The following is a 24,486-nucleotide window of genomic DNA, read 5'->3' as shown; positions in this document are numbered from 1 at the left end:
GGCCCAGGCAGCTAGCTGTTCTGGGCCCACTAGAGTGTGGCTAATACACTACTAGATGCAAGGGTTATCCCAAATAAGCCTATCCCCAGCAACATCACGCAGCTTGCGCCTAATACCCTGAGCCACAGGGTGAACTGTTGTCGTCTTTTTCCCAGACGACGATCAGCATATTGTCGTCCCATAATGGCCATAGTGCCAATCCAGGCTAAGGTGATGGCCATACCTGCCGAAATCGCCAGCACCATGGCTACACTGGGCCACAATAGATTATTGGCCAGACCGTAGAGTAACACCAGCAGGGCTCCACTACAGGGTACTGCACCCACCGCCAGGGAGAGCCAGCCGCCCCCTTCACGATCATTACACGTAAAACAATTACACAGCCTTGCCTTCGTTTGTTTAGCCTGGGGCGGCTGCGTTGCTAAAACCTGGTGAGTCAGGGGTGGCGATAAGACAACATTAGGGGTCACCGGGTGAAAATTCTTTGCAACTGGCAACGATTGCCAGAGTAGCCAGGCACCAATTATTGCGATCGCGCCATAGCTAATTAACTGCACGATCTGATAGTTCTCAGATGTACCGCCCCCTGTCTGACGCACAATGGTATCCGTAAGCACCACCACAATAATGGCCGACAACACATGGAATACGGCAATGCGCACACCCATCGTGATTCCCCGTCGTAAGCTGCCGCCTTTACCCACAAAATAGGAAATAATCACGGCTTTACCATGGCCTGGGCCGAGGGTATGCAGCACGCCATAACTAAACGCCATCAGCAGTCCCAACAGAAACGCTCCGGTTGAACGCTGGCTATGCAAATTGCCCATAGCTTGCGTCAAAATAGCAGACACCCTGACTGGCAATGTTTTCCAAATTGGCCCAGCGGGTATCACCACCTGAGGGGGTTGAGGATTCACAGAGTCGGTCTGATTCAAGGCGATGTCTGTGGGGGTCAGGGCATAACTGACATCAACCGCCCGCGAGCCATCAACACGAAACAAGTCATAGCTGGCAGGTTGTCGTCGGAGTTGGCCAGTTACTGAAACAGGTGCAAACAAGCCAGGGGCCGCAATGGCAACCGGAGGGTTTACATAGACAATCTGATTGGGTGGGGGTGGGGGTACATGAATGCAAGCTCCCACATAGGGAACCAACAGAAACTGGGTAACCCGCTGTTCCTGGTCCCAAGTAAGCGGTAAAACATAGCCTGACAGATTGACTGACTGTTCTTCTAAAACAGTATTGGTAGATTGGGACTTTTCTTGCCAATATGCTTGGGCCTGATCCACCTGGGTGAGGAGTTTATCAACGTCTAACCCTTGTTCCTCAAGGTCTTGCCTCAGCCGCTGTACTTCCTCGGTCTCCAACTCCTCTGGGTAGGTCTCATTTTGATCCAACCAGAGTTGAAGACGTACCAACATCGATAACTCGTAGGCCTGGTCGATAGATAAATGCCCATAGGGATTCTGCAACCGGGTGGTTTCAGGCTGCAGGTCCTGCCAGGTAATGGGCTGCGGCTGCGGCTGCTGTGCGGCTACTGGGTAGGCACTGGCAAACACCAGCAATATCCCCAGTAGAAAACCGATGATATAGCGCCACCAACGTTGATAACGAGCTGGGTTATCCATAAAATAGGCCCATGGCGAAAGCAATCAGGTTAATCTGTCCTATCTATCTGTCCCCAGTATATTAACTGCCAAATGATGGAATGATGGGGTGAGTAAACAAGGGCTGAGCGGAGTCGAAGCCCGGTAAGGGACAGGGTGATGGGTGGATGGCATCGCTGCCAATTTTCCGCCATCGGGTACTAGTTCGGGATACAAAAGTTGTTGTTTTTGTTGCCATCGTTACTGATCGAAGAGATCAGTTGATCTGTAAAGCCCGCTAACTGCCTGAATTTGGCAGATGACATCATACCCAGGGTGAGTAATACTTTATTGCTTTAATTATTAACAAGAACCCCTGATCTTTTCTATGCGGTCTATAAAAGACTGAGGGCGTTTTATGCCACATTTCTAATTAAAAACTCAGCGTTGATTCAGACAATCTGTGGTTAGATCGAGTCTTACTGGCTGTTCATTCCCTGCATCTGTGCCAATGGTTGCATCTGTTCAACATGTTCACGTTCCTGATACTTGCGATCGCATTGTCATCTGTGGTGGTCCCTACAGCAACTTTGCGGCTGTTACTGCATTTTTAACAACTACTGCTGACAAACCCTATCGATTGGTCACGGGCTACGTGACTGTGGCTTTTGTCTGGGAAATTGAAACAGCTGAAAAGGCTGTAAGAACAAGGGTAATGGCTTAATCACCCCATTGTTTCGCCAACCAACAACAACTCAAAACTCATAACAACAATATGTCCACCGCAACACTCACCTGGGCGTTATTAGCCGGGTATGGTTTGTTTATCTATCGCATTGTTAAAACAACAACACCTGGAAAAGTCTCAGCCTCTGAATTCTTTCAGGGACATTCACGTCAAGGGAACGATCCTGGCCTCTGGTTACTGGTATCTAGTGCGACGATCTCATGGATTTTTGCTAAATCCATTGATAATGCGGCGAGCTTAAGCAATGCCTTTGGTATTACTGGTGGCATCGGCTATGCCATTTACTACCTGAGCTTTGTGACTGCCGCAGTCACGCTCTATCTGATTCGCACGCGGGGCGGCTACCGCTCCATTTCCGAATTTTTAGTGAGCAAGTATGGCACCCTGTGTTCTCGATTATTTTTGTTAGCCATTGCCATACGTCTTCTCAATGAAGTATGGTCCAACACCAAAGTGTTTTCTCTATATTTTGGTCCTGAAGGCAGCGGTGGATATTGGTTTGCAGCACTACTGGTAACCTCGTTTACCGTCTATTACAGTCTTCTAGGTGGGTTGCGCAGCAGTTTATTAACCGATGGTGCCCAGATGCTGCTGGCGGCTGTTTTACTCGTTATTATTTTGGCTGTGTTAGGCCCAGGGCTGGTCAGTCAAGGCTTACCCCCTGCGGATCGAGATACCACCCTCGCAGGATTAACCTTCTGCGGATTAGCCTTTGTGCAAATCTTTAGCTATCCCTTCCATGATCCGGTCATGACAGACCGCGCCTTTATTACGTCTCCCAAAGTCATGTTCAAGGGATTTGTACTGGCGGGTGTGATCAGCGGCGGCTTTATCTTTCTCTTCAGTTTTGTTGGGCTCTATGCCCGTGCCTTTGCCGTTGAAGGGTCACCGATACTGGCAGTGCCCGTCTTATTTAGTTTGCCAATGTTGCTGGTGTTTAATGCCATTATGCTCACCAGTGCCGGTTCCACCCTGGATTCCACATTTTCCAGTGTGGCCAAACTGGGAGCCCGCGATTGGGCCAATCGTCGAGATCACCCCACAGAGGGTCAGGCATCCATAGGCCGCTGGTGGATTGTTGCGATCGCAATCCTTGGTAATGTACCGTTGCTAAGCATTTATCTAGGCGATCAGATTGGACCAGCCATTATTCTGGCAACCACCATCAGTGGCACCATGGTCATGGGTTTGGCTCCCATTTTCTTATTGTCCTTTATTCCCAGTGCTGGGCGTCTCAGCTTTCACTTTGCCTTTTGGCCCGGTCTCATCTTCGGCATTCTACGGGTGCTAGAAAGTGCCCTTAGCACTCAAATTTTTCCAGACTGGGTCATCATCGGAGCCGGTAGATATGCCATCGATCTGGGGGTGAATGTGTATGGCCTCATGCTATGTACAGCAGGCTATCTGATCGGTGCAGCCATCAATTACAAACAGGTCAGACCCCAAGCAGGGGCCAAAGTCTGACACTCTTCTAGGGGCATTCCTTTGTGCGGTTCGGCTGAACTCCGTCGAAGCCATGCCCTATGAGGTGCCGGTCATCAGGATTGCGGATTATCTCTCAAGAAAAAAGCCTCCGACAGTATTGTCGGGGGCTGGTGCACTGTGCGAATCGAACGCTGGAGATTACTAAGCCCTGGGCGTTGTAGCGACTGCCGCGATAGGTTAGAGGTGGATAATCCTGTAGAGGTACTCCCTTATAGGGTTCGGCTAAGTTCCGTCAAAGCCATGCCCTTCGATATCGGACGCTTGATAACAGTATGCCGACATTGCTATTCCCAGGTTTTCCATTTGGGGAAACCTGGAATGTTATTTTTTCCAATTTTGGAAATTCACAGTTAAAATCAAAAGCTCATGGTCACCGGAGGGTGCCAGTGGCGAATTTCTGTCTACTCCCCTACATGCCATGGCTGAATTTTGTCACTATCAAAAAAGCTGTAAAACGCAATAGAGATACTCGGTGACTAACACTCTTCGCAGTTTGATAGTTAGCTTGACAGTGCCCCTCTTTGGGGGTCTACTGGCACTGCCTGGTGTGGCTCAAACTCCTGCCCCAGAGCAGCCTCTGGCACCAACGGCCCTGGCACCACTGCCGACGCCCCTTTACCACCTAGACCGAGATCCTCAACCGGTCAAATTACCTGCTTCAGAGCTGAGAAAATGGCCGCCCCCCAATGAACAAATAGATGAACTGACTGACACACAGACCGTTGAACTCGTGCTCCAACTCGACCAACGTCAGCTGCATGTCTATCGGGGAGATACCCTTGAAAAGACGTTTCCTGTCGCGGTGGGTAAAACTGGCTGGGAAACACCTACCGGCAGCTTTGAAGTGTCTTATATGCTCGAAAATCCAGGCTGGACCAATCCATTTACAGGCGATTTGATGCCCCCTGGCCCTAATAACCCATTAGGGGAACGCTGGATTGCTTTTTGGACCGATGGCCGCAATGAAATCGGGTTTCACGGTACCCCCAATCGGGACTCCATTGGCCAGGCAGCTTCCCATGGATGTGTTCGTCTGTATAACGAACACATCCGCGAACTCTATGAGCTGGTTACCCCCGGCACATTAGTCACCGTTTTGCAGTAACCGTTTTGCCTTAAGCAGGGCGCTGCCGCCTCACCTACCATAGCCCCCGAGGGCTGTTGTTAAGGGGGCCTTCACCACCAATAGCGTCCTCAGTATCTTCATTGGCCAGGTCTTCGGCATCCGAGTCTTCAACCGCTGAGTCTTCGGCATCCGCGTCTTCGGCATCAGGGTCGTCAGCAATTTCATCGTCTGGAGCGGCGTCTGAATCTTCCGGTGATTCCGCTGCAGCTGGCTCATCAGGATTTTCTTCAACGGCGGTATCGGGGTCGTCCACATCCGTATCTTCCCCTGGAGATTCAGAGTCAGCATCATCCGGTAAATCGATTGATGTGGGCTCATCGTCCTCAGGTAAAACGTCAGTCGGTTCTGGCTCTAGTTCAGCACCTGGGGTAGGATCAGGCGCTCCTTCAAATTCTCCTCCATCTGCCGGCGGTGTGGGAGTCGGGACGTCCTGACCATAGACGATAGGGGTCACTCCTAGGGTGAAACTAATGGCTGAGATCACGGCTAATAACAGACGAACCTTGGAAAATCGGTTGGAAAAAGTAAGCATAGCTATGCTCCTGCAAAAACAATGTCACGATTCAGGTAAATCGATCGGCCTGTGATCACATGTCACATTGCCATCGACCAAGCGTCCTTGTTGCCATATGCCTGATTCTGAGGTGCCATCGGCAAAGATATACACCCCCTCACCATTGCACTTATTAAACTCAAAATCGCCGATGTAGCGATCGCCATTTTCTAACATCCACACACCACGACCACTAAATAAATCATTTTGAAATTCGCCCACATATCGACGGCCAGTTTCAAAGGTAAATGTGCCACAACCATTGCGTCGACCGTCACGATATTCACCATCGTAGCGATTACCATTGGTGAAAAGCATGCTGCCACGACCGTTGGCTGGCTTACCATCGGCAAACGGGCCATAAAATCGGGTACCGTTTTGATAAATGTGATCGGGCTCGTCGGCCTTAATGGGCGTAACGTCAGGCTCGTTACACACGAGCTGAATCGTTATGGTGCCATCAGGAGTCACAAATTTAGGACCTTTAGGGCGCAGTATAAAGTAGAGGCCGACGACGGCGGTTGCGATCGCACCGCCTATCATCACTATTCGAGGTAACAAAGGCGGCGGCTTTACCAATACCTGCACCTGGGAAGCAACCGGTGACACATCAGGAGCCACTGTAGGCTGTTTAGACGGCAAAGGCGTCAGCTGTTCAACAGGTGCAGGTGGTGGCGAGGCGCTCTCAGCCCCCACCTCTAAACAAGTACCTTGTAAATTAGCGTTTGTAAAATTAGCATTATCAGTCACCGCATCGGACAAATCTGCCTCACTCAGATTTGCCTCTACAAAGTTGCCATCCTGCAAATTAGCCGCCGCTAAACAAGCCCCTTGCAAACTAGCATTATTCGCATAAATACCACTAAGATTGGCCTCCGCCAGGTCAGCGCCATCTAAATTTGCACCAATCAAACACGCCCGACTGAGATTGGCTTTGCGCAGGTTAATGCCCTGTAGCGACTTTTCAAATAAGTAAGCAGATTCTAATTCGGGGCACTCATCAGGATGCTCTTCACGCCAATGATTCCAGGCTTCTACACCCTGCTCGATGAGTTCTAGATAATCGATCGTTATCATGTCAGCCCCAATAGACCCTCAAGAAGGTTGACAAAGACATCTACAGTTACAGCTATACAGATACTATTACCGCAGAAGGGATAAGCATTGTGCAACGCATTTAAGGACGCATCGGGAAACTGTCACACTGATTAACAGCACCAAAGATCTCAAAAAGCCGCTTGCATCAACAACAAGCGGCTTTTTGATCAATCACTGTCTCAAAACATAGTTTGACAGTAGTTTGGCAATACTGACCGACTTACGCCTCTACCCAAACAGAGACAGAACCACCATTACAGCGAAATTCTGCCCAACCCGACTCATTAGTAGTAATCGGCGTCTTCACATGCTCAGTCAGGTCATAGAACTGAGTATTTGCCTTACCCACTTCCATCCACTTAGAACCCTCAGGACCATCGCTCATAATCACAGCCATCGCCTGGGGATGCTCTGGGTCTCCTAGTCGAGTCCAACCAATGGTATTGAAATGATCAAAATAATCATACTGAGGACCATAGGCGAAGTGCTTGCGGGCATACAAAAACTTATCAATCAGCCAACGATGAGCATGAAGGGTGATGGGATACTTATTGCCATCTTTGCCATAGTCTTCATACTGAGCACCATAGTAATCAGCATAGAAAACACAGGGATAACCTTCTGCTCGCAACAAGATAAGGGCATAGGCCAAGGGTTTAAACCAAGCCTCTACCGGAGCCTCTAACGCTTGTAGTGGCTGAGAGTCATGGTTTTCAACAAACGTGACTGCCTGGGTAGGACGCGTTTGCATCATCGTCCCATCCAGAATTTTGCCCATGTCATAATGCCCTCCCGCTTTACTGGCATAGTGGAAGTTATAGTGCAAAGGCACGTCAAACACCGACATCCGACCTTGCACAGCATCTACATACCATTGGAGGGTACCAAGGTCGTTATACCAGTACTCACCCACCATAAACAGATCTTTCTGAGCATAGTGTTCCAGAGCATCAATCCACAGCGGAAAATACCAGGCAGAAATATGCTTAATTGCATCAAGCCGGAAACCATCTACACCGGTTTGCTCTAGATACCACTTACCCCAGTTTTCAACTTCTTTTTGCACATCGACACTTTGAAAGTCCACATCGGCTCCCATCAGATAGGCAAAATTTCCTTTCTCTAGGGCGACATCATCATCAAATGCCTTTCCTTCAAAGAGATAAACCGTATTGCTATCTTTGGAGTAGTCATCATAGTCAACGGCATCAAAATGCCACCAATGCCACTCAAAATCAGAATATTTCTTACTCCCGTCCGGCAACACGCGTCCTGGAAAGGTGAAATGCGTATAGGCATTAATGTCCTGCTGCCCACCTTTGGGATTTAAGCGATCATTCTGCCAAAAGGGGGTAGCTTTCACAACTTCCGTCTGGTTGGCCCCCATCCGATGGTTCAGCACACCATCGGCATAGACCTGGATACCAGCCGCTTGAAGCGCTTGAACGGCACTTAAATACTCGTCTCGGGTACCGTACTTGGTACGCTTCGAGCCACATTGATCAAATTCACCCAGGTCATACATATCGTAAACGGCGTATCCCACATCGTAGCCACCACCCATGCCTTTATAGGCTGGAGGCAACCACATCGCCGTAAATCCCGCATCTGCTAATTCCTTAGATCGAGTATTGACTTGATTCCATAGGCTGCCGTCCCCCGGCACATACCAATGGAAATATTGCATCATGACACCATTTAGTGCAGACATTTATGACAGCTCCTTTGAATAACAGGTGAGTAAGCAAAACACTGAATTCAGACAATAGAGGGAGAATGTACTGACTATTGAACTCAGAATATACAGGCTATAACAACCACAGAGATTGCTTAGAGCACGGCTGCAATACTTAGCCACAGGACACCAAACAAGCTCCATCGTCACCAGAAGAGATTCCTGGCTTGAGGATGTGACATTAATCACACGCCAATGAATTTATCCTACTAATCCCACTGATACAAAATCCTGACTAATAGCACCCAGTATCGAAGGGTATGGCTTCAACGGTGAGTTCAGCCGAACCGTACAAGGGAGCGCCCCTACAGGATTATCCATTTTTAACCGGGTTTAATGGATTCGGAGTGGATATCAGACACAAATAGAAGCCATGCAGATCAACCTACATGACTTCTATTTGCAAGGCTCAAAAACAATTTAATCGCGGTAATCGCAATAACAATTAGTAACGGCGATCCCCTTTGTTACCCCAATTTCCCCCTGATCCTCCCCGAGGCTCACGGGGCTTAGCTTTGTTAACCTTGAGTACGCGTCCCATCCACTCAGCACCGTCTAAAGCCTCAATGGCAGCGGTCTCTTCCGCATCTGTCTCCATCTCAACGAAGGCAAACCCACGAGGTCGACCTGTTTCTCTATCGGTAGGTAGATGAGCACTTTTGACGGTACCGTACTCAGCGAAAACATCAGTCACATCTTCTTTGGTGGCATCGTAAGACAAATTGCCAACATACACTGACATATGAGATTCTCCAAACATTCAAATTCAAAGGACACAGAGTTATATTCGGAGAACCATTTTAGAAAAGATTGCATAGCCGAAAATAAATCTGACCAAACGCTAGCACAGAGCCAGGGATAGTGCATAAAAATGCAGCAAAAATCAATTTTTGCCGTTGCCGATTTAGAGGATGAATCGTCTGTGGAACTTTCAAACAGCCTAAATTCAACGGATGGAATCATGGGGGAAGCTCAGCAACGCCCAATCTTTAAAGGATTCAGACATTCTAGCGACCGCTTCCATCCCATTCACAACGAAAACCGATGTTTGTGTAGACTTTCTACTGTAGGGAAAACCTACTCAAAAAAATAGGCTATACGGTGACTTGGGCCATCACCGTTACAGCGATCGCATCAGGGAGTGTTGGTAAAGGCTCAAACTTCCAACCTAGGCGAACCTGATAATCATTAATCATTGTGAGAAACCCTAATCCTGAGCGCGTAGTATCGTTTTCCATAGCGCTCTCTTCCACTTGTTGTAGGTATAACTCCTGGGGATCAGATGCTAATAATTCTTTAATAAATATCTGGAATTCCTCTGCTTGGACTTTATTAACACTATTGGTAGCGAATATAACAGCAACTAACTCTGGATTCTCTAGAAAATAAATTCCAAGTTTTACTTGATGGGTAGACGTTTCTAAATTGAACTTCACAGCGTTTTCGATGAGTTCATTAGCGACATAGCTAATGGAGCCCTGGGCTTCTTTTATCCTTTGTTCCTCTTCAGGGTTATTCTCATCTAATGGCAGAAAATTAATAAAACAATTGGCCAAAAAATGCGCTGACAGCCGTTGATTACGCCAAAGGTTTTTAATATCTTCTGATGTAGAGGTAAAACTCAGTTCTAGGGAATCGCGCTCAGGAGGAAGAATAGTAATATAATCACCAAAGATCTGATGCATCCAATTTTCTCCTGGAACGTCGATTTATATAAGATCTGTTAGGGGAATCTTTGGTTAAGGGTTAATTCAGAGAGAAGGGCCAAACTATACGAAAGTATTACTGCTGTTTGAGGACAAGCAGGGTAATATCATCAAATATTTTTTGTTCACCAATAAACGCTTTAACATCGTTAATAATAGCTCGTTGAACATCTTCAGCCGTACTACCATGCCAACTTTGGGATATCACCTGGCGCAAACGAGGCATACCATATTGTTTTTTATGTGAATTATAGGCTTCAGGAATTCCGTCAGTGTAGAGTACAATCCCGTCACCAGGCTGCAACTGAACTTTGACATAGCTAATGAAGCCACCTATATCATCGTCCAACCCAATTGGCATCCCTAAGTCCATCGTATCAATGCTCTCAACCGTGCTATCGACTCTAACGATAAGAATCTCTTCATGCTGACCACTAATACTAACGTATCCGTCTGAATAGTTGAGAATAGCAAGGGTTAAGTTCTTTTCAGAGTCCATCCGCTGGACATTCTGATAGATCGTACTATTCACGGTTTCTAGAAACTTAATGGGGTCATGTTCTTGAATTTCTTTGAGGGTTCGCACCGCCGTTTGGGTCATGAGCATCAACATACCGCTTTCCAGGCCATGCCCTGTGACGTCACCAATGCCTAAGGTAACGATACCCTCCGTCTCTAAAACATCATAATAATCTCCACCCACTTCATCGGCAGGTTCCATAAAGCCAACAATATCGAGGCCGTCCACATTTTTTAGTTCTTCAGCCTTAGGCAATATCATTTGCTGAATTTGTCTAACAACATCGAGTTCTGCCCCCATCCGCAGGTTTTCGGCCTTTAATTTGTCATTTAAGGTACTAATTTGAGCATTAGCATTAGCAAGTTCTGCCGTACGCTCTTTAACTTTATCTTCTAATGTTTCAAAAGATGTTCTGAGCTGACTGGCCATGCTATCGAACGAGTACGCTAACGTGCGTAATTCGCGGATGGGACCTGTTTCACTATCGCTCAGTCTAAGCTCTCCATGTTTTAGGTCTCCGCTGGCAATGGCTTTAGACGCTTGAGTAATACGTAATACAGGCTGGGTCAGCCAGCGGGTAATTAATAACCCAACACCGACTGCAACCCCAAGGGCCAGTAATGTTAGTGCAATGGTATTACGATTATTGGCATAGATTTGTCCCATAAAATCAGCTTCTGGAATGGCAACCACAATTAGCCAATCAAGACCACGGCCATCACGAAATGGGAGAACTTGGACAAAATGCCGCTGTCTATGAAGTTTAAAGTTGAGCTGTTGCGATCGCGAAATTTCCTTAAGGCTGCCAAACCGTTTTTCAATATGTTGCGTGGTTCCCTGCACCAAAGGATCTTGACTATCCACAGCCTGTAAAAATTGGGGATCTTCTTCATCTCCTAACATTAAGGGTTCATCCGCCGAACTCGAGATCAAACGACCTTCACGGTCCACAACAAACGCCTGGCCTGACTTACCAATATCTAAATCTCTTAAGAAATCCCGAAACTCTTCTGGTAAGACAACATCAGCCGCACACACACCCAACAAACGTTGCCCTGCTCTATCGTAAACAGGCAATGCCGCTGTGATATTGGGTAGACCTGTGGTAAACGCAATATAAATATCTGTCCAAACTGGTTGCTGGGCTTGGGTAGCTGACCGATACCAGGGGCGCTGTCTAGCATCAAATATAGTTTTTAACTGACGTAGAAAATAAGTCCGTTGCCCCCGGACATTGAGGGTGTAATATTGACGCTTAGCCTTAGTTGCAGCATTGCTATAGGACAGCTGTAACGAACCATCTTCTGGGTCTCGTAAAACACCAAAGAAATCTCCTCGATTGTTACCACAGTAAACAAACGCCACATTTGGGGCAATTTTCATTTGTTGATAAAGCTGGGCTTCGCCACGGGTGGCAGTTGTGACATCAATCACGCCATGAATCAATGCCGTTGAATTCAATCGATTGATTTCGTGGGGGGTTTCAAAGTAGCCCTGCAGTTCTCTCTGAATTCGGGCTGACACCTCGGTGCGTAGCTGAGAGGTTAAGTCTTGTACAGCCTGTTGACTATTGCGAAATGAAAGATAGCCAACTAACCCTACAGTGGCACAAATTTGGAGAACAAATGGAACCACCAGGATTCTGCGCATAGGAATGCGAAAATCACTAGGTAATCCACTAAACAAGCGTTTCATGCTTATACTCCACCTTGGCTGCTGGGGACAATCAAGTCTTGAGGCAGACTAATAGAACTACTCTACGTCCAACCGTAGGCTAGGAAGAAATTTCTGGAGATTTCTCAATGATTTGCCCTGCCAAGGCACCTCATGGGAACCCAAAATGGTTAACTGAATCTCTTTCTTTTTGCGTAAACCCAAGACAAATTTAGACAACATACTGATACCAGAGCTGTTGAGAAACCCTAACTGTCTTAGATCGATGGTCATGACAGCAGGGTTGCCACTGGCTATCTCCTGTAGCAAGTCTTTAATCGGAGCGTAATCTTTGGGACCGCTTAATGCCAACTCACCCTGAAACGTTACAACGACAGCATCGGCATCGTAGTGAACAACGTAATCTTCGCCTTTGATTTCCTGATTGGCCATTAGCAGCATCTTTTGCTAGTACAGGGTATGTAGAGAAATTATCCTTCACTAAGTCCCTTAAGCACCAAGCCCCTTTCCAGTTTTTTAGGATGGAGAAATGATAGCTTGGACCGCAACCGTCGTGTAGATGGAGCTGTTTTCGATCTTGATTATTTATAGAGAATGACCATGCAGAAAGGCTTCTATGGTATCAATTAGGCGATCAATTTCCGCCTCAGTCGTAAAGTAATGGACACAAGCTCGCACACAGCTGGGTGACAATAGGGTGCGTAGATAGAACTGTTGCGATTCCAAATAGGTAACAAGTTTTTGATGCAGATCTGGGGAATACTCTCCTGCTTGAAAAAGTTGAAAGGATACTAAACCAGACTCTGGAGGCGACTTCAAAAGACACTGGACTGCCCGCAGGCTGTTGAGCTTACCCCAGAGATAACTGCTGAGCTGACAAATGCGAAAGTAGCGTTCTTCCGCAGTGCCCCAGCTATTATGGGCTGTGATCGCAACCCGTAAGCCACTACATAGCGCCACATTAGAGGTAGCCACTTCATACCGCCGGGCATCGGACTGCCACCCCGTAGGCTGTCCCTCTTTGTTCATAGTAATGCCGCGCCAACCAATAAACGTCGGTGACAGATCCTCCATCGCTGCGGGACTGACATACAGCCCCCCCAAGCCAGCCGGACCGCAACACCATTTATGGCCGGTAAATGCATAGAAATCCACACCGGTCTCAGCCATCTGTAGGGGTAACATACCTACCGATTGAGCAGCATCTGACAAAACACGCACCGTCTGGGGTTGCGCATGGCACAGCTGACAGATCTCCGTTAGTGGCATCACCTGACCCGTATTCCAAAGAACGTGGCTCACCACCACCAAACGGGTATTGGGACGCAATTGGGATTGAATCATGGCCACCGGATTGGCCCTATTGATCTGACTGAGGTGAGGAAAAATACTGACCTCTAAGTCGAAGCGTCGCTGTAGCTCATACACCGCCGCAAAAATACCAGGATGCTCGCAATCCGATAGCAGGATATGATCACCGTTACGCCAGGACATCCCCCACAGCGCAATGTTACAGCCAACAGTAACATCCTCCGTCAGCACCATGGTCTGGGGTGACACACCTAGCTCGTCCGCCAAAACACGTCGGGTTTTCTCCCCTTCAACCTGCATCCATGTATTAACCGCACTCCCAAAGGGACCGCGAGTTTGCATGGTCTGATGGGCAAACTGAATTGCCTTCAGCGCATTGAGCACCATCGGGCCTTGACCACCGTAGTTGAAATAAGATTTGTTTTGCAGCGCTGGAATTGTCTGACGATATTGCGCAATGCTGACACTCATGAAGGCACAACCAAGCCAGTTAAAGATTTATCAAGTTTAATCTATCCTGCATCGGTTATTTTGTCCGTAAAGACAGGCTTTCTGGGGGTTTTTTACAGATTCCGGATGGAGGTTAAATCGATCTGAACCTATTTACTATCAGGCCGGGTAAATTGTAAAAGAGATTACTATTCCGCATTAACTACTTAATGGTTAATGCTGTAGCGACCATAACGGAAACCGATACTAATGCGCCTTTCACGCTCGATTTTGCCAGTGGGGTTAGCAGCCCTAACACTAGCCAGCTGTGGCCCTTCAAAGGTCGCTCAGTGCAACGCGTTTGCCGATGTGATCAATCAGGCCCAGGTGTTCAAGGATGAATTTGAAACTGAAATCGATAGCTTCACCCAACAGGCCCAAGGTGCTGAAAGTCTAGGGGACATCCAAACCGCGGCCACCCAATACATCAGTGCAGTCGAAAAGGTGGTGGTTAGCATCGATGGCATGGTCACTAGCCTGGGTGAGTTAGAACTGGCTGATGAACAGTTATCCCAATACCGTGACGGTTACGCCGAAATCATTTCTGGCTCAGCCACAGAACTCAATGTGGCCGGTGAAGCCATGCAGCTGGTGGCCAATGCCGAATCAGAAACTGACCTCAGCAATGTATTGGAGGAATTTCAAGGCAAAGCCAACAATGCATTCACCAATTTGCAAACCTTGTCGCAAAACGAAGCCACCCTGGTGAATGACATTAATACCTATTGTGGTGCCGAGGTCCCCATCGGCACTGAAGAAACGGCTCCCGCAGCACCTGCCGATGAATAGGTAGGCCTTCACGATAGAATCTATAGCGCCGCTTGCTGATTCCATCGCCATGGTTACCTCGTCTTCTGCTTTGCTTATTGAAACTGATGCCGCCTCTCACCAGGCGTGGACTATTACGGCCAATGGTCGAGGGCTAAAAGGGCGGCTCCAGGTGCCTGGCGATAAGTCTATTTCCCATCGGTCTCTAATGCTGGGAGCGTTAGCCAGCGGTGAAACTCGCATTAAAGGGTTACTGCTGGGAGAAGACCCCCGCAGTACTGCGGCTTGTTTTCAGGCCATGGGGGCTAAGATTTCTGACCTAGAAGCAGAATGGATCACCGTCCAAGGCTTAGGAGTGGGCAACCTCCAGGAGCCTAATATTGTTTTAGATGCGGGCAACTCAGGAACCACGCTGAGACTCATGCTGGGGTTACTAGCTTCGCAACCAGGTCGTTTCTTTACCGTGACCGGTGATGATTCTTTGCGATCGCGCCCCATGGCACGGGTGATCACCCCCCTGACTACGATGGGCGCTCAGATTTGGGGCCGCAATAACAACCAGCTTGCGCCCTTAGCCATCCAAGGCCAAACGTTATCTCCTATCCATTACCAATCTCCCATTGCCTCAGCCCAGGTCAAGTCCTGCATCTTACTGGCTGGCCTCTCAGTGGATGGTGATATTACAGTTACCGAGCCCAGCCTCTCACGCGACCACAGTGAACGCATGCTCAGTGCCTTTGGCGCTAACCTAACTGTTGATCGAGACGCCTGTCGCGTGACACTACACGGCCCGAGCCAGCTGCAAGGGCAAACCGTGATTGTCCCTGGCGACATCAGCTCTGCCGCCTATTGGATGGTGGCCGCCGCCATCGTACCTGGATCAGACCTCGTAATTGAAAACGTCGGCGTCAATCCAACCCGTACTGGAATTTTAGAGGCGCTACAACGGATGGAAGCCGATATCACCTTGGAAAATGAGCGGGAAGTCACGGGAGAACCCGTCGCTGACATTCGGGTACGTACCAGTCAACTCAAGGCCTGCACCCTTGGTGGCGATCTCATTCCTCGCTTGATTGATGAAGTCCCCATTCTGGCCGTGGCCGCCCTCTTTGCTGATGGCACTACGCGCATTGAAGATGCTGCCGAACTGCGGGTCAAAGAAAGCGATCGCATCGCTGCAACCGCCAGCCAACTCAACCAACTAGGTGCATCCGTCAGCGAGCTCTCCGACGGTCTAGAAATTCAGGGTGGAACCACCCTCACGGGCGCAAATGTCGATAGCTTTACCGACCATCGTATTGCCATGAGTCTCGCCATTGCGGCCCTGCGCGCCGCTGGCTCTACCACCATTCACCAGGCAGAAGCCGCCGCTGTATCCTACCCCCCCTTTGCTAAAACCCTAGAGGAATTTGCCCTTTAGACTTTGAGTAAATTGCATCTTGAGTCAGGGCAGCTGTTGCGTAAAAATTCCCAATCCCTATTCCCCTCTCCCAACTCGATTGATTTCTCTCCACGTCGGGAATTCTAGAGCAACTGTGGAAACCATCAAGGGGAAGCCATCCAACGTTGCTCAAGCGACTGGTTGTCCTGCCTCCGCCATGCCATCTGTTGCCCGATTTTTGATCAGGGTTGCAACATAGCATCTATGCAAAAGATTTTATTGATTGGGTCATCGAAGTTATATACGTCAACAACGGAGCAAACGATTGCAGCTGCAGGCTACATCGTTGAACGGGCAGACACAGGCACTGCTGGGTTGGAGCTAGTCCGTGCTCAAAATCCTAATCTGGTGGTCTGTGATTGGGAGTTAAGTGATTGCAATGGTCACTACGTGCTGAAACAAATGCGTAAAGACCTACAGCTAGCGGTCACGCCATTTATCATGCTGAGCCCACTGTATGACCGAAAACACCTGCGTCACACCATGCAGATGGGGGCAGATGACTGTCTGATCCATCCATTTGCGGATGATGTCTTGATTGCTGCAATCTCAGCCCGATTAAAACATCAAGAAGCGATTACCAATCACTACCTCAGCCATTTACGGCTAGCCGCAGAACACCTGAATCGGCTGTCCTACTATGACAGTCTCACCAAACTACCTAATCATCTGTTATTTGAGCAACGGTTTACTCAACTCATCCAAACATCGGCTAACCCCATAGCCTTGCTTTCCCTCAGTCTGGATCGCCTCAGGCAAATCAACAACATTTTAGGCTACCCAGCCGGTGATAGCCTTTTGCAATCCACCAGCCATCGACTCCAGGCCTGTCTCCCCAATGGTACGATGCTGGCCCGACTGACCGGCAATCAGTTTGCGATCGCCCTCAGCAACATAGATAGCCTGGTCACCGTCAAAAAGCTGGCAACAGAGCTGATGGATGCCCTAAGCCGCCCATTTTCACTACCTGGCCACGAAGTTTTTCTCACCGCTAGCGTAGGCGTAGCCATGTATCCCCACAACAGCCGAGAATTAACGGTGCTCATGCGCCAGGCCGATGCGGCCCTGGAATATGCCAAACGTCAAAAAAGTAACTACTGCCAGTTTTATCAACCTGATATGGTAGTCGCCACCGAATATCAAATTCGGTTAGAAACCTGGCTACGCTATGCCCTGGAACGCGATGAATTTGAAGTGCACTACCAGCCTCAACTCAATCTACAAACGGGCCAGATCGAAGCAGCAGAAGCCTTGATTCGGTGGCACCATCCCGAAGCAGGCAATATATCCCCCGGTTTGTTTATCCCACTGGCCGAAGAAACAGGATTGATTATCTCCATCGGCCAATGGGTACTAGAGACAGCCTGCCGCCAAGTCCGCCAATGGCAAGATATGAATCTGGGTCTGCGCCACGTATCAGTAAACTTATCCAGCGTCCAGTTTAACCAGGGCAACCTGAGTCAGCGAGTGGCCCAGACCCTGCAAAATATTGGCTTATCCCCACGCATGCTAGAACTGGAAATCACCGAAACCGCATTGATTCAAGATGCCAATGCCGCCATCCGCACATTAAATGAACTTAAACACTTGGGCATTCGTTTAGCTGTGGACGATTTCGGTACTGGGTATTCATCCTTGAGCTATTTGCAGAAACTGCCCATCGACACCCTCAAGATTGACAACTGTTTTGTACGCGGCGTCACCACTGACCCCAAAAATCAGGTTATTCTCAAATCGGCCATTGATATGGGGCATGATTTAGGACTTTGTATCATTGCAGAAGGTGTAGAGACCTTGGATGAACAAAGTCTATTGGAAACCTATCAATGTGATTTTGCCCAGGGCTATTTCATCGGCAAACCGATGAGCGCTCAGCACCTACAAGCTTATTTAGAACAACAAACAGCACTGGTCAGTTTAGCGTCGTAATCATCGCTAACGGCCTTTTGGGGTAGTTTTTTGGAGATACCGTAGTTATGCCAAAGGGCCAGGGAATAATAGGCACATAGCTAGACAGTACATACTACGAGACTTAGGTGTATAACCCGCATTAGCTAGTGGTTAGCGAGTTACCATAGCGTTGGCCCTAGATCGTTCTTATATATCAGGATGCTTGGGGCACCGACAAGTAAACACGTTTCTGGGTTGCGGGTTAGGCAAAATATATGTGGCGACAGTGGAGAAAGGTCAACAACTACGTCCATAGCGTACAAACGTATCAAGATATGAGCCCTGATTTAACCATACGAAATCAGGTCAATCAATCACTACGGCAGCATCGTACTCCCCTATCATCAGAGGACTGGTGCAACGAATGCCATCGAGTCACGCAATCTGCGCCTACAACCCTGAGGTTTATCTACCGAACCCTAGAAAAATATTCCGGTATCGAATTTAGTCGCGTCAGACCCCAGGATCACCTAGTGGAGGATCTGCAATTTCCGATGGTGTGCTGGTTTGACTGGTCGACAAGCTTTTGTGACGAGGTCATCCAGCACTTTGATATAGATATTAGCGACTGCTTTGATGAAACGCGCTGCGATACCCTAGCCGACTTGATCATGTTCTTGGATGCCTGTTTGGCCAGTCAATCATCTCCAGCCAACTAATGCCACTGCTGATCCTAAATCAGCAATGCCGACTAAATATTACAGACCGAAACTAACCAAGTAAGGTTGTAACAGCGTTACATTAAAATGTAATCCTGGCTCTTATTGACTAGCCCTGCCATGCCTAGAACTCAGCGCAACGATAATTTCATCGATAAATCCTTTACGGTCATGGCCGATATGATCCTAAAGATGCTGCCAACGAAAAAGCAGGCAAAAGAAGCCTTTGCTTACTATCGTGACGGCATGTCTGCCCAGGCCGATGGCGAATATGCAGAAGCCCTAGATAACTATGACGTAGCCCTAGAGCTAGAAGAGGATCCCTACGATAAGAGCTTCATTCTCTACAACATGGGGCTAATCCACGCCAGTAACGGTGACCATGATGCAGCTTTAGAAAAGTATGCGGCAGCCATCGCACTTAACCCCCGTATGCCCCAGGCATTAAATAATACTGCCGTCATCCACCACTACCGAGGTGAGCAGGCCGAAGCAGCGGGTGATAAAAAGGCTGCTGAAGTTTTTTATGACGAAGCGGCTAGCTATTGGCTGGAAGCATTACGCATGGCTCCCAATAACTATATTGAGGCGCAAAACTGGTTGAAGAATACGGGTCGAATGGCAGCAGATGTATTCTTTTAACTCATACATTGGACGGTGGGCAGAGCCCACCCTATCCTTTATTTACTTACGATTAGCCTTTCCCAAATGATTGATTTAGAACAGGTTCGCAAGGTGGCGCTCCTAGCTCGTTTAGAGCTGACAGAAGCAGAAGAGCAGCAGTTTACAGAGCAGCTAAGCGGTATTTTGGACTATGTGCAGCAGCTCAATGAGTTGAACACAGAGAATATTGAACCGACAACTCGGGCCATTGAGCTGAGCAATATTACTCGACAGGATGAGTTAACTCCCTTTGCAGATCGAGAGTCTATCTTGGATATTGCACCGGACCGTGAAGATGATTTCTTCAAGGTGCCTAAAATTCTTGGCAGTTAGTTGATTCAGTCGATTCGATTGGTGAAGACGTTCCATGGTTTGTAAAGACGTTCCATGGAACGTCTCAAAATTAATGGTTATCGCCAAGGAATTGCAGGTAGTCGTTGCTCATTTCTTTAACAGCGGCTTCGTAAAATTGTTTGCCATGTTCTGGTGTGGCCAAGTCTGGGTTAGAACCCATGCGACCATCGGTATAAAATCGTCGAAAATCAACAGCGCCATAAATACGATGGCCCGAGGGAGCAACTTGAGGGTCTAGGGGAGCTGATTTAATGAAATCAGGATAAGCATATTGCGTTAGGGCAACTTCACTGGGCGTGGCGTGGGAACCTTCTTGATCCCCGTACAGTTCCTTGGCAAGAGCATAGACAGATCGACACATAAACCAGTTAGCCAGTTTACAGCGCACATTTTCCGCCCCTGAGATATTGAGATCAGCCAGGGTCGCATAGGTTTCCGAGAAGGCAGCTTTAAGGGTGGCCATGTTGCCACCATGGCCATTAATAAAGTAGAACCGGTTAAACCCAGCTCGCGCTAATGGCTTAATGTAATCCTGAATGAGGGCAATTAACGTACTGGGTCGTACACTAATGCTGCCGGGGAAGGCCGTGTGATGCAGTGCCATGCCAACATTAATGGTAGGGCCGATCAGAGCATCCGTTTGCTCACCCACACCCGCAGCCACTGTTTCTGCACAAATGGCATCGGTGCCAATCAAACCTGTGGGACCATGCTGCTCGGTGGAACCAATGGGAAAAATAATGCCTTGCGATCGCAACAAATAGGCTTCGACGTCAGGCCATGTACACAGATGCAGTTTCATTGCTTCACCTTCATCAGTGGTCAACCTATGATCTGGGTGGTCAAACTTCGTTAACCTCCCTTAAGCTGTATTTAAGATGTGGTTGCAATACCATAGGTATGACTGCGAACCACAGTAGTCGCTTAGATGACAGGTAGATTTCTATGCTACATCGCAAGATATACCAACTCTCATGCGACGGTCGTGAGGTGTGGGTGTTTTTAAGGGATCAGCACCGCTGGATTGAGCGGGCTAAGATTTTAAACATCGAGGGCGATCTCGTAACTCTACGCTACGAAACCGAAGAAGATGACAAGCGCTGCGCATGGGAAGAAATGGTGCGGTTAGAGAGTATTGGTTCAATTCAGCAAAAGCTGGCCACGGTTCCCAAAGGAGATACGGAAATCATAATCTCGGACGATTGTCCCACATCTGAACAAATTCACGAATAGTCGCGTTCCATGTAGGGGCGTTCCATGGAACGCCCCTACCGAGATGTAAATTCTGGGCAATGCCCATCTGGAGCCACTAGCCGACCAAACAATGGTGAGCGAGGCTGCTGACAGCTACGTTGCTGATAGAACTGACAGTTATCACAGGCAATGCGATCGGGAGCTAATCGGTTGGTAATCTCAACCAGCTCCGATGAATCTACGCCTCGTAGCACCAGGTTTTCACCCTGCCAGCGGGCCTCGATAATGCCTGTTTCAGCAAAACTTTGCCAGCGGGCATCAGCAGTAATGGTCGGTGGCAATTGAAGCGAGACCTGATCCCGAGAGTCGCTCACGGTGCCCTCAAAGGTGGGTTCACTGGGTGGAGGTAGAGAAGCAAATCGGGTATCTAGAAATAGCGATAACGGATTTCCCGGCAAAGGAATATGCACCTGATAGCGACTCTGGAGGGATTCTAAATTCGCTAAGGCACTAAGACGCTCTAGTTGACCATGGACCAACACCACATGGCGCGGTCGCAAATTATGGATCAGCTGTGTCGTCCCATCACCATCGCAGTGGCTATATAGCTGATAGGTTTCAAGCTGCACCGTGCCGGAAACCGTGGCATTTTTTAAACTATCAAACCAGTCATAAGCAGGACCATGGGCATCCAACTCCCGTTGCCAGCTCTTCAAATCCGCCTGTTCTGGCAAAAAGACACTCCAAGCCCCCCGATATCGTTGGCAATAGAGATCAACGGGAGTAGCTGGGTGCACTAATAACACCGCAGGTGCATCGAAAGACCCTATTTGCGGTTCTAGCGGTAGGCTCGACAACCGTTTAATCGTGGGATTGATGCGATCATCCCAAAAAATAGATTGATGCTGGGCAAAGTTCTGGACATTGCGGGGAAATGCATCGGGCATCTGCTCCAAAAGCTCCAGATAGGCATCACAGCTGCTAGCCAAAGCGGGATCAACCCAAATAGTTAAAGGCTGACCGGTAAAGTGATAATGACTGCGCCAGAGCATGAGCAGCTCTTGCCCCAGGCCTAGCATCGGTACCGGAAAAACCACACAGCGTAACTGATCGAGGTGCGATCGCAGTCGCTCAATCAGCTGATGTTCCTGCTGCCGCCGATTTGGATAGCATGTCGCCCCCAAACTTCCTTCCACAATCAGCACATCGGGGTTTAAGCCTCGCAGTGCCGCTAAGGGCAACCCATCCACCAGGCGTGTACTGGAGAGAAAACAATCCCCGGTGTAAAAAATTTTGTAGGTACGACTATCTTGAGCGTAGGTAAACAGGGTGCAAGCCGCTCCCGGCAGGTGCCCAGCGGGCCAGAGCTCCACAGTTAAATTATCCGCCAGCTCAATCGGCATGCGCCAGGGCAAAATTTGGATGGAGTCAGCCAGAAGCCTATCTCCTAATAGAGCAACTGTCCCCGCCGTGGCATATATCGGTACATGGGGCCACCATTGCCTGAGTAAGTTTAAGCTGCGGCCATGGTCAACATGGGCATGGCTGCAAAACACAGCATCAGGCGGAGGATGCTCCTCCAAAGGAGTGATATCTTCTAAACCGCAATCTAACAGGATGCGATGACGACCAATAACCAGACCTAGACTAACGCCTTCATCGCCATGGCCCACACCATAGGGATAACAGACGACGGTATTCCCATCGGCTATAGCAGAGGATCCTATTGGTGGTAAAACAACATCGGCCCCCATTCAGTCAGGCCAACCCCTCCTAACCAAAGAACTACCCACCGACTAATTAGTAGGTCTAATTAGTGGGCAGAACCATTGCCATGGTAGTCATCAGAATCGTAAAAGCCATTTTGGGTGCCAAAAAACAGGCACGCCACCGAGAAAACAACCGCTAAAACTGGCAAGATCGTTTTAATATCCACAGATAATTTTCCTTAGTGAACGTTCTGGGTGCTTGATAACTGAGCAAGGCCCAGTCCGTATTCAAATGCAGCTTATAATCTTTTGTCAAAGAAAAACTGGTGCTTTGCATACGGCCTTTGGATCCTAACAAGTTCACTGAGGAATGCCATCATAGTCCCTGTGACTGTTATCAACTGAAACATTCCCTGTTGGTGTAGCCGATGATTTCTGCTGAATGGTGCGATCGCAATACCCTCGACGTTGCCCCTGACCTCATCGGTTGTACCCTTGTCCGCCAGCTAAACGGCGAAACCTTACGGGGTCTGATTGTGGAAACCGAAGCCTATTGCCCAGGTGATCCCGCCTGTCATGCCTACCGGGGTAAAACCTCCAGCAATGCCGCCATGTTTGGGCCACCGGGTCATAGCTACGTTTACTTTATCTACGGCATGTACCACTGCTTCAATGTCGTTACCGAATCACTGCATACTGGTAGCGCCGTCTTGATTCGCGCCATTGAACTGGACCAGTTACCCAAGGGCCTTGATGCCAAGTACAAGCAACAGGGAAAACGCATTGCCGCTGGGCCAGGTAAACTGTGCCGGACCTTGGCGATCGATCGCAGTCAGAATGGGGTGGCACTTCAGCCAGGACATCAGCTATGGCTTGAACATCGCACCTCTGAATTTCAGGCCAAACTCGATCGAAGTCAGCATGCCCTGGTGCAAACCACACGCATTGGCATTTCAAAAGCTGCGGAGCGTCCGTGGCGCTGGTATTTAAAGGATCATCCCAGCGTGTCTAAGACTTAAGAGATGGGCGCAAATTATCTTACAGGACAATTTCTTTGCCACGGTTGGTAAATTCGACCTGATTAACTTTCCAGGTGGGATTTTGAGTAAGGGTCTCTTCTAACCCCCCAAATAACCCCTGTTGTTCACAGCTAGATAAGGACAGAAACTGACGCTGAGAATCCTCTGCCAAGCGTAAATCAACAATCGCTTTGCTATCTTCAACATTGACCCGATAGCCCGATAGCTTAAACGCTTCAAACTTATGGCGATCCAGCACTTCACCCACCGCCTCAGTTATGGCTTGATCAGCGGGGACCTTAACCGATTCCGCCTTAAAATTACTACAGCTATCATCCATCACATAGATGGAGACAGCCACCATATCAGCATCTGTGGTCACTCCATCCGTCTGCGCTTCTATCTTAGGTTCATCACCTTCAGCTGACCCGCTGGGCTTTTCAGGGGATAGTGCGGGCTCCTCTTGGACTACCGCAGCTGGATCTTCCACAGCCGGTGGTTCAGCCACATCGGTAGGCGTTGAACCATTACAGCCTGCAATGGTTACCCCTACACTCACAAATACACCTAATAATACCTTTGGGAACCGAACCATCGAATGAAATACTAAGTAAAGCGTTTGCTCATATCCTACAAACTAGAGCTACGGTCTGTCCCTAAACTGTGACAGTTTGATAAATCTGCGTTCTGTCACT

General features: G+C 48.6%; 24 protein-coding genes. 11 read left to right on the top strand and 13 right to left on the bottom strand.

The genetic code is table 11. The features are described from left to right. Window positions 1-29: 29 nt before the first annotated feature. A complete protein-coding gene (locus QGP82_RS23630) occupies window positions 30-1,631 on the bottom strand; it encodes a HoxN/HupN/NixA family nickel/cobalt transporter (RefSeq protein ID WP_499061215.1) in 1,602 nt (533 codons plus the stop codon). A 469-nt stretch (window positions 1,632-2,100) separates the two neighbouring features. Here QGP82_RS23630 and QGP82_RS23625 point away from each other — a divergent pair, with 469 nt between their 5' ends. The 3 genes from QGP82_RS23625 (at window position 2,101) to QGP82_RS23615 (ending at window position 4,927) form a co-directional block, all read left to right on the top strand. After that, the gene (locus QGP82_RS23625) at window positions 2,101-2,313 is read left to right on the top strand and encodes a hypothetical protein (protein ID WP_499061214.1); all 213 of its coding nucleotides are present in this window, start codon (window positions 2,101-2,103) and stop codon (window positions 2,311-2,313) included. A 51-nt stretch (window positions 2,314-2,364) separates the two neighbouring features. Then, window positions 2,365-3,801, top strand: coding sequence for a Na+/proline symporter (locus QGP82_RS23620; RefSeq protein ID WP_163696912.1), 1,437 nt, complete (start codon window positions 2,365-2,367; stop codon window positions 3,799-3,801). A 493-nt stretch (window positions 3,802-4,294) separates the two neighbouring features. Beyond that, window positions 4,295-4,927, top strand: coding sequence for a L,D-transpeptidase family protein (locus QGP82_RS23615; RefSeq protein ID WP_163662135.1), 633 nt, complete (start codon window positions 4,295-4,297; stop codon window positions 4,925-4,927). A 34-nt stretch (window positions 4,928-4,961) separates the two neighbouring features. On the opposite strand, the gene QGP82_RS23610 is transcribed toward QGP82_RS23615, so the two are convergent. The 8 genes from QGP82_RS23610 to QGP82_RS23575 all read right to left on the bottom strand — a co-directional run bounded on the left by QGP82_RS23610 (window position 4,962) and on the right by QGP82_RS23575 (window position 14,016). Then, window positions 4,962-5,480 carry a hypothetical protein gene (locus tag QGP82_RS23610; protein WP_499061213.1) on the bottom strand — a complete coding sequence of 173 codons (519 nt, stop codon included), beginning with the start codon at window positions 5,478-5,480 and terminating at the stop codon, window positions 4,962-4,964. A 24-nt stretch (window positions 5,481-5,504) separates the two neighbouring features. After that, on the bottom strand, window positions 5,505-6,578 hold the full coding sequence (locus QGP82_RS23605; RefSeq protein WP_499061212.1) for a pentapeptide repeat-containing protein: 1,074 nt from the start codon (window positions 6,576-6,578) through the stop codon (window positions 5,505-5,507). A 241-nt stretch (window positions 6,579-6,819) separates the two neighbouring features. Next, complete coding sequence (locus QGP82_RS23600; RefSeq protein ID WP_499061211.1) at window positions 6,820-8,310, bottom strand: alpha-amylase; 1,491 nt, start codon at window positions 8,308-8,310, stop codon at window positions 6,820-6,822. Window positions 8,311-8,779: 469 nt separating this feature from the next. Further along, entirely contained in the window at window positions 8,780-9,076 is a 297-nt protein-coding gene (rbp, locus tag QGP82_RS23595; protein WP_006516039.1) for an RNA-binding regulator, read from the bottom strand. A gap of 352 nt (window positions 9,077-9,428) precedes the next feature. After that, entirely contained in the window at window positions 9,429-10,019 is a 591-nt protein-coding gene (locus QGP82_RS23590; protein WP_499061210.1) for a slr1658 family protein, read from the bottom strand. 97 nt (window positions 10,020-10,116) lie between these two features. Then, on the bottom strand, window positions 10,117-12,255 hold the full coding sequence (locus tag QGP82_RS23585; protein ID WP_163662145.1) for a SpoIIE family protein phosphatase: 2,139 nt from the start codon (window positions 12,253-12,255) through the stop codon (window positions 10,117-10,119). A gap of 57 nt (window positions 12,256-12,312) precedes the next feature. Then, window positions 12,313-12,666: a slr1659 superfamily regulator gene (locus QGP82_RS23580; protein WP_499061209.1), complete on the bottom strand. Its 354-nt coding sequence runs from the start codon at window positions 12,664-12,666 to the stop codon at window positions 12,313-12,315. A 153-nt stretch (window positions 12,667-12,819) separates the two neighbouring features. Next, the gene (locus tag QGP82_RS23575) at window positions 12,820-14,016 is read right to left on the bottom strand and encodes an aminotransferase class V-fold PLP-dependent enzyme (RefSeq protein WP_499061208.1); all 1,197 of its coding nucleotides are present in this window, start codon (window positions 14,014-14,016) and stop codon (window positions 12,820-12,822) included. A gap of 228 nt (window positions 14,017-14,244) precedes the next feature. Between QGP82_RS23575 and QGP82_RS23570 the strand changes: the two genes are divergently transcribed. The 6 genes from QGP82_RS23570 (at window position 14,245) to gatC (ending at window position 19,848) form a co-directional block, all read left to right on the top strand. Next, the gene (locus QGP82_RS23570) at window positions 14,245-14,823 is read left to right on the top strand and encodes a hypothetical protein (protein WP_163662151.1); all 579 of its coding nucleotides are present in this window, start codon (window positions 14,245-14,247) and stop codon (window positions 14,821-14,823) included. A gap of 49 nt (window positions 14,824-14,872) precedes the next feature. After that, window positions 14,873-16,222 carry a 3-phosphoshikimate 1-carboxyvinyltransferase gene (gene aroA, locus QGP82_RS23565; RefSeq protein ID WP_499061207.1) on the top strand — a complete coding sequence of 450 codons (1,350 nt, stop codon included), beginning with the start codon at window positions 14,873-14,875 and terminating at the stop codon, window positions 16,220-16,222. 225 nt (window positions 16,223-16,447) lie between these two features. Further along, window positions 16,448-18,172 (top strand): putative bifunctional diguanylate cyclase/phosphodiesterase, encoded by a 1,725-nt coding sequence (locus tag QGP82_RS23560; RefSeq protein ID WP_499061206.1) that lies wholly within the window; start codon window positions 16,448-16,450, stop codon window positions 18,170-18,172. Window positions 18,173-18,408: 236 nt separating this feature from the next. After that, on the top strand, window positions 18,409-18,852 hold the full coding sequence (locus QGP82_RS23555; protein WP_163696930.1) for a hypothetical protein: 444 nt from the start codon (window positions 18,409-18,411) through the stop codon (window positions 18,850-18,852). A gap of 120 nt (window positions 18,853-18,972) precedes the next feature. Continuing rightward, window positions 18,973-19,494 carry a photosystem I assembly protein Ycf3 gene (locus tag QGP82_RS23550; protein WP_163662155.1) on the top strand — a complete coding sequence of 174 codons (522 nt, stop codon included), beginning with the start codon at window positions 18,973-18,975 and terminating at the stop codon, window positions 19,492-19,494. Between the two features lie 66 nt (window positions 19,495-19,560). Continuing rightward, window positions 19,561-19,848, top strand: a complete 288-nt coding sequence (gatC, locus tag QGP82_RS23545) for an Asp-tRNA(Asn)/Glu-tRNA(Gln) amidotransferase subunit GatC (RefSeq protein ID WP_163671570.1) — start codon at window positions 19,561-19,563, stop codon at window positions 19,846-19,848. 70 nt (window positions 19,849-19,918) lie between these two features. Here the strand turns inward: gatC and QGP82_RS23540 are convergent, their stop codons facing one another. Further along, window positions 19,919-20,671 (bottom strand): creatininase family protein, encoded by a 753-nt coding sequence (locus QGP82_RS23540; RefSeq protein ID WP_499061204.1) that lies wholly within the window; start codon window positions 20,669-20,671, stop codon window positions 19,919-19,921. Between the two features lie 143 nt (window positions 20,672-20,814). Between QGP82_RS23540 and QGP82_RS23535 the strand changes: the two genes are divergently transcribed. Continuing rightward, a complete protein-coding gene (locus QGP82_RS23535) occupies window positions 20,815-21,102 on the top strand; it encodes a DUF6679 family protein (protein WP_163662157.1) in 288 nt (95 codons plus the stop codon). A 35-nt stretch (window positions 21,103-21,137) separates the two neighbouring features. On the opposite strand, the gene QGP82_RS23530 is transcribed toward QGP82_RS23535, so the two are convergent. Then, window positions 21,138-22,817, bottom strand: a complete 1,680-nt coding sequence (locus tag QGP82_RS23530; protein WP_499061203.1) for an MBL fold metallo-hydrolase — start codon at window positions 22,815-22,817, stop codon at window positions 21,138-21,140. A 59-nt stretch (window positions 22,818-22,876) separates the two neighbouring features. Further along, window positions 22,877-22,999: a DUF8629 family protein gene (locus QGP82_RS23525; protein ID WP_284681761.1), complete on the bottom strand. Its 123-nt coding sequence runs from the start codon at window positions 22,997-22,999 to the stop codon at window positions 22,877-22,879. A gap of 201 nt (window positions 23,000-23,200) precedes the next feature. Here QGP82_RS23525 and QGP82_RS23520 point away from each other — a divergent pair, with 201 nt between their 5' ends. Further along, entirely contained in the window at window positions 23,201-23,791 is a 591-nt protein-coding gene (locus tag QGP82_RS23520; protein ID WP_499061202.1) for a DNA-3-methyladenine glycosylase, read from the top strand. A gap of 19 nt (window positions 23,792-23,810) precedes the next feature. Here QGP82_RS23520 and QGP82_RS23515 read toward each other — a convergent pair whose 3' ends face one another. Continuing rightward, window positions 23,811-24,386: a sporulation/spore germination protein gene (locus QGP82_RS23515; protein ID WP_499061201.1), complete on the bottom strand. Its 576-nt coding sequence runs from the start codon at window positions 24,384-24,386 to the stop codon at window positions 23,811-23,813. Between the last annotated feature and the right edge of the window lie 100 nt (window positions 24,387-24,486).

It is taken from the genome of Leptothoe sp. LEGE 181152 (assembly GCF_032906605.1).
GTDB classification, from domain to species: domain Bacteria; phylum Cyanobacteriota; class Cyanobacteriia; order Phormidesmidales; family Phormidesmidaceae; genus Leptothoe; species Leptothoe turfae.
This window is presented reverse-complemented; position numbering and strand designations above follow the sequence as displayed.